11 protein-coding genes are annotated in these 11,667 nt (G+C 62.9%); 7 read left to right on the top strand and 4 right to left on the bottom strand.

The features are described from left to right. Positions 1 to 108: 108 nt before the first annotated feature. The 3 genes from BGO20_RS05180 to BGO20_RS05190 all read left to right on the top strand — a co-directional run bounded on the left by BGO20_RS05180 (position 109) and on the right by BGO20_RS05190 (position 2,683). Positions 109 to 1,731: an ABC-F family ATP-binding cassette domain-containing protein gene (locus BGO20_RS05180; RefSeq protein WP_291662150.1), complete on the top strand. Its 1,623-nt coding sequence runs from the start codon at positions 109 to 111 to the stop codon at positions 1,729 to 1,731. A gap of 174 nt (positions 1,732 to 1,905) precedes the next feature. Continuing rightward, complete coding sequence (locus tag BGO20_RS05185) at positions 1,906 to 2,379, top strand: Imm50 family immunity protein (protein WP_291662148.1); 474 nt, start codon at positions 1,906 to 1,908, stop codon at positions 2,377 to 2,379. 109 nt (positions 2,380 to 2,488) lie between these two features. Further along, positions 2,489 to 2,683, top strand: coding sequence for a hypothetical protein (locus BGO20_RS05190; protein ID WP_465245995.1), 195 nt, complete (start codon positions 2,489 to 2,491; stop codon positions 2,681 to 2,683). Positions 2,684 to 2,714: 31 nt separating this feature from the next. On the opposite strand, the gene BGO20_RS05195 is transcribed toward BGO20_RS05190, so the two are convergent. Both BGO20_RS05195 and BGO20_RS05200 read right to left on the bottom strand, forming a co-directional pair. Next, positions 2,715 to 3,197 (bottom strand): hypothetical protein, encoded by a 483-nt coding sequence (locus tag BGO20_RS05195; protein ID WP_291662147.1) that lies wholly within the window; start codon positions 3,195 to 3,197, stop codon positions 2,715 to 2,717. Positions 3,198 to 3,282: 85 nt separating this feature from the next. Further along, the gene (locus tag BGO20_RS05200; RefSeq protein WP_291662144.1) at positions 3,283 to 4,194 is read right to left on the bottom strand and encodes an aminoglycoside phosphotransferase family protein; all 912 of its coding nucleotides are present in this window, start codon (positions 4,192 to 4,194) and stop codon (positions 3,283 to 3,285) included. Positions 4,195 to 4,529: 335 nt separating this feature from the next. Between BGO20_RS05200 and uvrA the strand changes: the two genes are divergently transcribed. Then, positions 4,530 to 7,448: an excinuclease ABC subunit UvrA gene (gene uvrA, locus BGO20_RS05205; RefSeq protein ID WP_291662591.1), complete on the top strand. Its 2,919-nt coding sequence runs from the start codon at positions 4,530 to 4,532 to the stop codon at positions 7,446 to 7,448. A 47-nt stretch (positions 7,449 to 7,495) separates the two neighbouring features. Here uvrA and BGO20_RS05210 read toward each other — a convergent pair whose 3' ends face one another. Next, positions 7,496 to 8,719 carry a reverse transcriptase/maturase family protein gene (locus tag BGO20_RS05210; protein ID WP_291662143.1) on the bottom strand — a complete coding sequence of 408 codons (1,224 nt, stop codon included), beginning with the start codon at positions 8,717 to 8,719 and terminating at the stop codon, positions 7,496 to 7,498. A gap of 181 nt (positions 8,720 to 8,900) precedes the next feature. Here BGO20_RS05210 and BGO20_RS05215 point away from each other — a divergent pair, with 181 nt between their 5' ends. Both BGO20_RS05215 and BGO20_RS05220 read left to right on the top strand, forming a co-directional pair. Then, the gene (locus BGO20_RS05215; protein ID WP_291662141.1) at positions 8,901 to 9,158 is read left to right on the top strand and encodes a hypothetical protein; all 258 of its coding nucleotides are present in this window, start codon (positions 8,901 to 8,903) and stop codon (positions 9,156 to 9,158) included. A 269-nt stretch (positions 9,159 to 9,427) separates the two neighbouring features. Further along, a complete protein-coding gene (locus BGO20_RS05220) occupies positions 9,428 to 9,574 on the top strand; it encodes an SEC-C metal-binding domain-containing protein (protein WP_291662138.1) in 147 nt (48 codons plus the stop codon). A 117-nt stretch (positions 9,575 to 9,691) separates the two neighbouring features. Here BGO20_RS05220 and BGO20_RS05225 read toward each other — a convergent pair whose 3' ends face one another. Beyond that, positions 9,692 to 10,543, bottom strand: a complete 852-nt coding sequence (locus BGO20_RS05225; RefSeq protein ID WP_291662135.1) for a hypothetical protein — start codon at positions 10,541 to 10,543, stop codon at positions 9,692 to 9,694. Positions 10,544 to 11,165: 622 nt separating this feature from the next. Between BGO20_RS05225 and BGO20_RS05230 the strand changes: the two genes are divergently transcribed. Beyond that, positions 11,166 to 11,555, top strand: a complete 390-nt coding sequence (locus BGO20_RS05230) for a hypothetical protein (protein WP_291662133.1) — start codon at positions 11,166 to 11,168, stop codon at positions 11,553 to 11,555. The last annotated feature ends 112 nt before the right edge of the window (positions 11,556 to 11,667 follow it).

An 11,667-nucleotide genomic window follows, 5' to 3' on the forward strand; every position in this document is an offset into this window, starting at 1 on the left:
GCCCTCATCCCGAGGAGCCGTGCAGCGGCGTCTCGAAGGATGCTCCAGATGCCTCACCGGCCTCCTCGGGCCGAGGGCCGTTCCCGACATTTTTGGTTCCCCACACCCATGATCCGGCTCGAAAGCATCAGCAAGCAGAACGGCAAGCAGATCGTCTTCATCGAGGCTTCCGCCGCCTTGCAGAAGGGCGAGAAGATCGGCCTCGTCGGCCCCAACGGCGCCGGCAAGACCACGCTGTTCCGCCTCATCACCGGCGAGGAGGCCCCCGACGAGGGCCAGGTCTCGATCGATCGCGGCACCACCATCGGCTATTTCAGCCAGGATGTCGGCGAGATGGCGGGGATGAGCGTCGTCTCGGCGGTGATGGACGGCGCCGGCCCGGTCTCGAGCGTCGCGGCCGAGCTCGCGATGCTCGAAGCCGCCATGGCCGATCCCGACCGCGCCGACGAGATGGAGGAGATCGTCGCCCGCTACGGCGAGGTGCAGGGGCGCTTCGAGGACCTCGACGGCTATGCGCTCGACGGCCGCGCCCGCGAGGTGCTGGCCGGCCTCGGCTTCAGTCCGGCGATGATGGAGGGCGATGTCGGCACCCTCTCCGGCGGCTGGAAGATGCGCGTCGCGCTGGCCCGCATCCTGCTGATGGCGCCGGACGCCATGCTGCTCGACGAGCCGTCGAACCATCTCGACATCGAGAGCCTGATCTGGCTGGAGGAGTTCCTGAAGGGCTACGAGGGCGCGCTGCTGATGACCTCGCACGACCGCTCCTTCATGAACCGCATCGTCGGCAAGATCGTCGAGATCGACGGCGGGGCGCTGACGACCTATTCCGGCGACTACGAATTCTACCAGCAGCAGCGGGCGCTCAGCGAAAAGCAGCAGCAGGCGCAGTTCGAGCGCCAGCAGGCGATGCTGGCCAAGGAGATCGCTTTCATCGAGCGCTTCAAGGCGCGCGCCTCCCATGCCGCGCAGGTGCAGAGCCGGGTCAAGAAGCTCGACAAGATCGAGCGCGTCGAGCCGCCGAAGCGCCGACAGACCGTGAAGTTCGAGTTCCAGCCGGCGCCACGCTCGGGGGACGATGTCGCGGACCTGAAGGGCGTCGCCAAGCGCTATGGCGAGAAGGTCATCTATGACGGCTTCGACTTCCAGATCCGCCGGCGCGAGCGCTGGTGCGTCATGGGCGTCAACGGCGCCGGCAAGTCGACGCTCTTGAAGCTCGTCACCGGCACCTCCGAGCCTGATTCCGGCATCGTCACGCTCGGCGCCGGCGTCAAGCTCGGCTATTTCGCCCAGCATTCGATGGAGATTCTCGAGGGCGAAAGAACCGTCTTCGAAACCCTGGAGGATGCCTTCCCCCAGGCGAACCAGGGCTCGCTTAGGGCGCTCGCCGGCTGCTTCGGCTTCTCCGGCGACGATGTCGAGAAGCGCTGCCGCGTGCTCTCCGGCGGCGAGAAGGCGCGCCTCGTCATGGCGCTGATGCTCTACGATCCGCCGAACTTCCTCGTGCTGGACGAGCCCACCAACCATCTCGACATCGCCACCAAGGAGATGCTGATCGAGGCGCTCGCCGCCTTCGAGGGCACGATGCTGTTCGTCAGCCACGACCGGCACTTCCTCGCCGCCCTGTCGAACCGCGTGCTGGAGCTGACGCCGGACGGCGTCCACGCCTATGGCGGCGGCTATACGGAATATGTTGAGCGGACGGGGCAGGAGGCGCCGGGGCTGCGGGGCTGAGCGGGCGCCTTATGGGATCGCTCCCGCCGCGGCCTCCGTCAGTGCGCTGCGCCCTCCACAAGGATGTGCTCGGCGCACACAGTGCGGCGGTCGAAAGCCGCTCCTGGCAGCCACTTTTCCAATTTCCTATTCCGACCCCTTGCAGACATAGCGCAATGGCCATTTCATGCCGGAATGATCGGCGACCAAATCCCGCACATCTACGATGAAGTTCCGGGCGGACCAGAGCTACTCCGTTGGTTCGGCCGGGTCCCGAGTTTCCATGATGCAGAGATCATCAGCCTCGACCTGCGTCGGTCCGGGAAGAGCTTTCTTCGCGTTCATGGTTGGATGGGAACAGAGCAGGTGGATGAGAACGGCTACATCGTTCTCGATAAGGACGCTTTCGTAACATTCACTCTCCAAGAAATCATGGACCTGCAACTGGACGGCTTCAGCCAACAGAATGTTATCTTTGGCCTGAAGTTGCAGCGTGCGACAGAGCGTGGCCGATCCAACTATTATGCGCTGCCGCAGTCGCCCGAAGATATTGAGATCGAGTTGGAGCCTTGCTTCGGGCTCGACGGTGTAATCCGCGCCAAGCGCGTGTCCATCTCGTTTGAACCCGGCGTTGCTGATGAGCCGTCGATGGACCGAAACGGCAGCTGACGGCCGGTTGCGGACCTCACGCCCAAGCGGTAATTCGCTGTAACTGGGAGGCGAGACCGTGTGTAACTCAGTCATTGCGGACGGGCGCTCTTATGACACGCCTCGCCAATTGGCGGTGCTGCTTGGCGGGCAAGACAAGCTCATATGGCAGAGCCAAAACCCGTTCGTGCGCTGGCCGCAGGGCAAGGATTGGCGCGACCTCGATTTGTGCCTCTGCGGCATCAACCTGCCTGCCACGCTGGAGAAGACTGGGTTGCGATGGCGTGTTGGCGACGATGATCCGATGGAGCATTTCATCGATTGACTGAGGCACTACAAGGGTCCGCTTCCAACCCTTAGGCGACATTCAAACGCGAGACGATCCTAGCTATTGCAGGGTTCGTGAACTCCACCACGGGATCATCACTTTGATCTTTAGACCTATGGTACTCACCGGCGTCAAACGCCGTGTAGACATCCCATAAGATTGGCGGAGTTATCCGCTCTGTCATATATGCGCTTTCGTATTCCCATAAAAGATTAGCCACTGCGTCGGCCTCCTCGAAAGGAATACGTCCATCATGATATTCGATGGCAATGAACCTGCATACGGCTTCAATTAATTCGATATCTCGGCTTGTCTTGCCTCCCATCCATCGTTTGAATTTCGTTTCCTTTCGAGCAGCTATCTTCTGCTCACTGAATGATGAGCCGAGGCCCACGTTACGGGCTCTCATGCCAGTTCGACCAATTTGAGCATTGATGCGCGTTCGCTCATGCTGCCAAAAACGAGCCATCTCTCTAACGACACGCTGGATGTGGTCGGACGAGAATGCCATTGCGCCAGCTGCCTGCCGTTAAAATCAATGCAGACGATGACAGGGGTTGGCGCTAGTCAAGTCCGCTAACGACCGATCGCAGACGCTAGCCCACGGTCGTTGCACGGTGGTCCGCGATGACCTCGGCGACAACCACCCGAGCTCTCTTCCTCGACAGCTGATCCTGACCGGCTCCGGCAATAGTGATAAGGGCTTTCCATAGCGCCCATCCGCGAGCGCGTTTCCAGGTGTCGTCGTCAAACGGAAGCCTGGTACGGAACACGGTTCGGCTATCGCCGGAGAATTCTGTCCACGCCATGACCAGATCGCAGGCGGGGTCGCCTACGGCCAGTCCCCCGAAGTCAATCACGGCGCAGAGCTCTCCGCCTCTGACCAAAAGATTGCCCAAGGCCATGTCGCCATGGACCCACAACGGGCGGGAGCGCCATTCGGACGAGAGCGCTGCCGCCCACACGTCCGCAGCGGAGGCAACATCGATCTTTCCGGTGAGCGTCGATAGAGCGGCTCGGGCTTCCACATCGTAAACGGCAAGATGCCCGCCGCGATGAAAATTGTGGTTCCCCGCTGCATGTCCGCCGGCTGCGTCGATACGATGCAATGCAGTCAGAAACGACGCGATCGACCGGGCGAAGGCCGTCGGATCAGCGATGCGGCCTGCCGTCGCCGGCTGCCCTTCGAGCCATCGATAGATCGACCAATGCCAAGGATAGCCTTCGGCGGGTTTGCCCACCGCCAATGGGATCGGGATCGGAAGCGGCAAAGTTGAAGCCAGCCGCGGCAGCCAGCGATGCTCCTTTTCAATCTGCGGAGCGTAGCGCGCCGCGCTCGGCAAGCGCACGGACAGCTCCTGGCCGAGCCGAAAGGTCCGATTGTCCCAGCCGCCGGGCTGCACGGCTTCCAGTGGCAACGCGGCGTATTGCGGAAACTGCGCTTCGATCAGCCGTCTCACCAGGTCGACGTCGATAATGACCCGCGCTTGTTCCTCCGATTGGGCCATTACTGCTTCTAACAGTGCCGGTGCTGGCTTTCCACCCTCGGCGCGTCCCGCCCCGATACCGCCACAGCTATCCGGTTGAGCAGGATCGCCAGCAGCGCGATCCCGGGCCCGCCGGCGGCGAGGAGCGCCACGATGCATTCCTGCCATCCCCTGTCAGCACCGCTCCCGGCGGCCTCCCGTCCGGGCCGTCCCGCATGCTAGACATTGCCGCTGCCCGGAGGACCGGGCTGGTATGGCGCGACAATTGCCCTATCTCTAGACCTTCTCCTCGACCGGACGCCCCGATGGCCCGCAAGACCGAAACCGCTGCTGCCCAGGCTGCTGCGCTGGAAGACATGTTCGACCGCAACCGCGCGGCCGACCCGAACAGCCGCGCCATCACCGTGCGCGGCGCGCGCGAGCACAATCTCAAGAATGTCGACCTCGCGATCCCGCGCGACAAGCTCGTGGTCTTCACCGGGCTTTCCGGCTCTGGCAAGTCCTCGCTCGCCTTCGACACGATCTATGCGGAAGGCCAGCGCCGCTATGTCGAGTCGCTCTCGGCCTATGCCCGCCAGTTCCTCGAGATGATGCAGAAGCCCGATGTCGACCAGATCGACGGGCTCTCGCCGGCGATCTCGATCGAGCAGAAGACGACCTCGAAGAACCCGCGTTCGACCGTCGGCACGGTCACCGAGATCCACGACTACATGCGCCTGCTCTGGGCGCGCGCCGGCATTCCCTATTCGCCCGCGACCGGCCTGCCGATCGAGAGCCAGACCGTCCAGCAGATGGTCGACCGCATGACCGAGCTGCCGGAGAAGACGCGCGGCTACCTGCTGGCGCCGGTGGTGCGCGGCCGCAAGGGCGAGTTCCGCAAGGAGATGGCCGACTGGCTGAAGCGCGGCTTCCAGCGCGTCAAGGTCAATGGCGAGTTCTACGAGATCCCGGACGCGCCGAGCCTCGACAAGAAGTTCAAGCACGACATCGACGTGGTCGTGGACCGCATCGTGATCCGGCCCGATCTCGGCGCGCGCCTCGCGGATTCGCTGGAGCAGGCGCTGGAGCTGACCGACGGCATCGCCGTCTTCGAATATGCCGACGAGAAGGAGGAGAACGGCGAGGCGAAGCGCGTCACCTTCTCGTCCAAGTTCGCCTGCCCGGTCTCCGGCTTCACCATTCCCGAGATCGAGCCCCGGCTGTTCTCGTTCAACAACCCGTTCGGCGCCTGCCCGGTCTGCGACGGGCTCGGCCACGAGATGCGGATCGACCCGGACATGATCGTGCCGGATCATTCGCTGACGCTGAAGAAGGGCGCGATCGCGCCTTGGGCCAAGTCGACCTCGCCCTATTACGGCCAGACGCTGGAAGCGCTCGCCCGGCATTTCGGCTTCTCGATGACCAAGCCCTGGTCGGAACTGCCGGAAAGTGCGCGCAAGGCGATCCTGTTCGGCACGGGCAGCGAGCCCGTGCGCATGGCCTATAATGACGGCCTGCGGTCCTACGAGGTGAAGAAGCCCTTCGAGGGCGTCATCACCAATATGGAGCGGCGCTGGAAGGAGACGGAGTCGGACTGGGCGCGCGAGGAGATCGGCCGCTTCATGTCCGAGACGCCCTGCGCCGCCTGCAACGGCTATCGCCTGAAGCCCGAGGCGCTGGCGGTGAAGATCGACGGCCGCCATATCGGCGAGGTCTCGAAGCTCTCGGTCAAGGACGCGCTGGACTGGGTCACGAACCTCCCCGCCCGGCTCTCGAAGAAGCAGAACGAGATCGCCCCGCGCATCCTCAAGGAAATCCGCGACCGTTTGACCTTCCTGCTCGACGTGGGCCTGGAATACCTGACGCTCGCCCGCGCCTCCGGCACGCTCTCCGGCGGCGAGAGCCAGCGCATCCGGCTGGCCAGCCAGATCGGCTCGGGGCTGACCGGCGTGCTCTATGTGCTGGACGAGCCCTCGATCGGCCTGCACCAGCGCGACAATGAGCGCCTGCTCGGCACGCTGCGCCGGCTAAGGGACCTCGGCAATACCGTGATCGTGGTCGAGCATGACGAGGACGCGATCCTGACGGCGGACTATGTCGTTGATGTCGGCCCCGGCGCCGGCATCCATGGCGGCGAGATCGTCGCCAAGGGCACGCCGCAGGACATTCTCGACGATCCCAATTCGCTCACCGGCAAATACCTCACCGGCGAGATGTCGGTCGCGGTGCCGGCCAAGCGCCGCAAGGCCACGAAGGGCCGCAGCCTCAAGATCGTCGGCGCGCGCGGCAACAACCTGCGCAATGTCGATGTCGAGATTCCGTTGGGGATGTTCACCTGCATCACCGGCGTCTCCGGCGGCGGCAAGTCGACGCTGGTGATCGACACGCTCTACAAGGCGGTGGCGCGCAAGCTGAACGGCGCGATCGACCACCCGGCCCCGCATGACCGCATCGAGGGCATCGAGCATCTCGACAAGGTCATCGACATCGACCAGTCGCCGATCGGCCGCACGCCGCGCTCGAACCCGGCGACCTATACCGGCGCCTTCACGCCGATCCGCGAATGGTTCGCCGGCCTGCCGGAGGCGAAGGCGCGCGGCTACCAGGCCGGGCGCTTCTCCTTCAACGTCAAGGGCGGCCGCTGCGAGGCCTGCCAGGGCGACGGCGTCATCAAGATCGAGATGCACTTCCTGCCGGATGTCTACGTCACCTGCGACGTCTGCAAGGGCAAGCGCTACGACCGCGAGACGCTCGAGGTGAAGTATCGCGACAAGTCGATCGCCGACGTGCTCGACATGTCGGTCGAGGAGGCGAAGGGCCTGTTCAAGGCGGTGCCCTCGATCCGCGACAAGATGGAGACGCTGGCGCGAGTCGGGCTCGACTATGTCAAGGTCGGCCAGCAGGCGACGACGCTCTCGGGCGGCGAGGCGCAGCGCGTCAAGCTCTCCAAGGAATTGTCGAAGCGCGCCACCGGCCGCACGCTCTACATCCTCGACGAGCCGACGACCGGCCTGCATTTCCACGACGTTGCCAAGCTCATGGAGGTGCTGCACGAGCTGGTCGACCAGGGCAATTCGGTGGTGGTGATCGAGCACAATCTCGAGGTGGTGAAGACCGCCGACTGGGTGATCGACATGGGCCCCGAAGGCGGCGACGGCGGCGGCCAGGTGGTGGCCGAAGGCACGCCGGAGGACATCGTGCGGATCGGCAAGGGCCACACCGCGCGCTTCCTCAAGGAAGTGCTGGAGCGGCGGCCGATCAAGAAGGGCAAGGTGCAGCGGCAGGCGGCGGAGTAGGACGCAAGCAGACGCTGGACGGTGCAAGCCGCTATTCGCAATCGGGGCTAGGTCTTCAGATCGCGGATCGCCTCATCTGCTCGGCGCTCTAAGCGCTTCACCTGCCGGGCGATAGATTTCGATCCAAATGCTGTCGCGGCGCGGCGCGCGTACGCCGAAAAATTTCTTACGCCCACCGGATAAAACCTGCGCCTCAAGCGCTTAGTATAGATCTTGTCTGCACGCCCTTCGGCGATCGCTAATTCGCCGATCTTACGAGTCTTTTTGATGCTATACTTCAACTTACGCCATTGTCGCGCAAGCGAACTCGGTCTGATCGTTGCTCCGGTCTGTGTTACGTTGAATCCAAGGTACTGGAAAACTGCGTCGCTCTTCGCACCGAAGAGGGCACGTTCCGTCTTCTCGTCTTTTATTTCCAGCTTCGCCTGAGCGATCGCGGCCAACAGAGCAACGCGGATATCGGCTTCATGCTCTGGCTTGCAGATGACGAGAATATCGTCGGAATAGCGCTGATAGAGTGCCCCATATGAACGGCACAACGACGCCATCACGCGATCGAGGTCGATCATGTAGAGGTTTGAAAAGGCACTGCTGATCGGTGTTCCTTGCGGAATGCCATAAGCATTTGGGTTTGGCGTTATCGCGATACCAGCGGCTTTCACCTGGGCGATCGATGCCAGAGGTTCCGGCTTACGTGATTTTAGCCTTGGCCCGAAATCAGGATGAGCGGCGAGCGCGTCCCGACTGACGTAGTGATACCGCGTGACATGACGGAAAACGCGGTACCAATCGTCGGAAAGCTCGGCCGTACCGAGCAAATTCTTGAGCTGATCCTTAAGCAAGCGATGATCAAGATGATCAAAAAACCCACTGACATCAAAGCAAAGTACGACACATGGCGCGTTGGCTTTTGCGAATTTTTGGGCATCTGCCGAAAAATCATAATTAGACTTGCCTAGGCGACGGTAGCCAATCACATGCGACGTGAGGCCTTCGCGTTCGTAGAAATCGTCCAGTCGCCGCGTCAGCTCGAATGCGAATTTGGATAAGATGCACGCATCACGGTGTGAGGCGTACATGATCGGCCGCACCTTATAGACGGTCTGCGCATCGTTCGGCTTATAGCGCTTCAAGCGCTTTTCGTAGTGGATAAGCGGAGACCAGGAATGATTGCGGATGCTGGCGCCCGCCTCGAGGTCGCTGGCATATCGCTCCCCAACCGGCGCATCGAAGTGTTTATACCCACGTTTCGTGAACCAAGCTGGCCGCATCGAACCTCCGAACTTGCAGTGTCTGGGGGGCTAGCTCCGACCCTGAACCTCGGCTTGCGCCGAACGCCCCCCAAACGCACGCCTCAATCCGTCAGCATCTTCCTGTCTCGTCAGATCAGGCTTCTTCCAACGCGGGCCAAATAACGCAAGGCAGTATAGTGTAGTCGTGGAGGTCCGAGCGATGCTCGAAGTCTCGTCGATACGGATCGCGGCGATCGTGCTGACGCTTGTCGGCATCGTCGATGCGGGCCAGTATGAGGTTGACAGTTTCAACGACCGTACCGACGGCCAATTCCGGCGGCACCGGCAACTTGGTGGTTGCCAATCTGTTCCGCAAGGTGCCCTTACAGGCTCTCCCCGATATTTTTTGACGTTGCATGAAAACTCTTCGCGCGCGGCTAGAAGGGTGATCGAACGCGCTCGTCTCGAAGCCAGCTAAACGCCACTGTACACACTGTCGCTGCCCGCTTACGGCAACGTCGCCCTGCCCCAATTGCAGACACCCTCATCCGGCCCACCAGGAGAAAGTAGGAGGCGTCGCGTTCCAGCGCCTTTCGGCTTGGCGGAAGACCGTCCCATGAGTTAGGAGAGCGCCCCCAGAAAACGCGATGGAGGGTGCCATGACCAAGACCAAGCACGACTTCACCGACCAGCCGTCCTTTTGAGGTCACGAGCAAGCGTCGGAAGTCCTACCCGTCCGAAACCCGCGTGAAGCGCGGCGTCCGCATCGTCCATGGCGATGTCGAACTGCATGAAAAGCTCGGCCGCAACGATCTCTGCGTCTGCGGCTCCGGGCGCAGATTTCAAAAAGTGCTGCATGCCGAGCGGTCGTTTCGACGGCTCCGACCGGGATGAGTACTTTCAGGGAGTGACATGACTCCCTCGCCTCGCCGTCATGCTCGGGCTTGTCCCGAGCATCCACATCTTGCGCGAGTGATTTCAGAGCCCGAACTGAGGCTCACAACAGCACTATTAGCGCCGCTCAGGATCGAACCGAGGGATGTCGGCAAACCAACGACTGTTTCTTTCGAAATAGGCGGCAATCTCTAATCCGATTTCAGGTTTGCGATTAGGGTTCGGCGCCGCCGCACTTCCCTCCGGGAACCACATCCCGGCGCCGCGATTCACGTGCGTTACCTCGTCGTCCGTTGCCCCTAGGAACGCGGCTGCTAGGCCGATCTCCGACCGCGTTCTCGCCGATAGCAACCGACCTATGCCACGATCCAATAGTCGTTTTGGCAAGGTATCAACTAACTCGGTCGTCAAAGGTCCGCACAGCCCATCCTCATTGAGGATGGTGGTTCTACCCATCGGCTCCCACGCATGTTCGGGGCTTTGATCTGAAACGATGAGGTGAAGTACCGCCACATAAGGGAACCCTGCGTCCAGGAGTTGTCCCGCTTGCGAAAAGCCCATCTCGTTCGGTGATTTCCCTTGCCGTTGAAAGCTGGCGCGAATGATCTTGATTTCTGCGGCGATCACTCTGCTCAAAAGCAGCTCGTCACCCTCGTAAGGAATAACCAGAAGATCGATATCGCCCGGATTACTTACCTCAGGGAGAATCCGGTTTGTTCGCACGGCGATCGAAACATAAACTCCACTGTCACGCGGCATAACGTCGAAATAGTCCGGTTGGAGCAGACGGTAGACCAAGCCGAACAACTTTCGTTGCAAGATCAACGAAGCGGTCATGAGCTTCTCTTCCCGCTTCAGCGCATCAGTGCGGGATGCGAGCACGCCGATTGAGCCAGCCTTACGATACCAGCCGCGTAATCCTGTCCGGTAGCGATCGGGTACTGCTATCAAATCGGCTTCTTCTGTCACGATAAGACGATCTGCGAGTAACCAAAGCGATGTCAAGACTTTAGCTGTGGGCGCAGTCAGCGCTCCGCGCCGTAGTCTCCCATCCGGGAGAAGGAAGAGAGCGTCGCGGTTTCCATCAAACTTATCCCCGCCTTCCCCACCTCCCCTATCCTGCCCTCGCCCATCACCCAAACGGGGCGGCCGTCCGGAGGTATGCTGGAGGTTGGGTGAGGGTCGGCGCCTGCGGGCGGGGGTTACGCCCTGCTCCCGGGAGGCTTCGGGGCACCGCCCTGGGGACACTACGGTCCCTGTGCGAGGAGCTCGCTGGAAGGCTCGGCGGCGACGGACCGGTGCGGCGAGGACGCGACAACCCGCTGAGGGGAACTGGCATCCGAGCCCGCCTGTCCTGGACCGCAAAGCCGTATAAGCGCGGCCCGGAGTCCGAAATCGCCGAAGGCGGAGCGCCACGGGGCGTGCGACGGGTGGCTCAACCCCGCCGCGCCGCAGCCTGGCTCAATGGTTGCGGATCACTCTCGCGCCTCGCGGCGCTCCGCCAGCCCCGCTCATCCCCGCCGCGCCTCCGGCGCGGGCGGATCGTCCGCGCGCGCCTGCGGGCCGCGCCACCGCGGCAGAGGAGCCGATCATGGCCAGCACCGAGAAATCCCCCTTCAGCGCCGAGCACATCGCCGAGTTCAACCGCATCCAGGCCCTGCGGCCGGTGCTGCTGCGCCGGATGACCGACGCCTTCGAGGCCTATCGCGATTGCGCCAACCCGGCCTGCCGGCGGGCGCGCGGCTGCCAGCGCGACGACGGCGCCTGCCTCACCGCGATCATGCGCGCGATGCCGGAGAGCGAGCGCCGGCTCTTCCGCCATGCCATCGAGAACCGCCTCGCCGGCCTTGCGCCCGAGGAGGCGCTGAGGCGGGCCGCCGTCCGCGTCGAGGAAGAGGAGGCCCGCCTCGCCGCGCAAGGCTTCGGCCGCGCGGCCGGGACGGCCGGCCCCGGCCCGGAGGAGGCGCCGCGCGGCGCCTGAGCCGCCCGCCCCCGGGCGCGGCGGCGCGCGCCCCGGCCGCCCGGCGGCATCATGACGGGCTCTTAACGCGCCTCTGGCATAGCATCGGCATGGCGGCCGCCTCCCGCGGCCG

Source organism: Allobosea sp. 67-29, from assembly GCF_001898115.1.
Classification (GTDB): domain Bacteria; phylum Pseudomonadota; class Alphaproteobacteria; order Rhizobiales; family Beijerinckiaceae; genus Allobosea.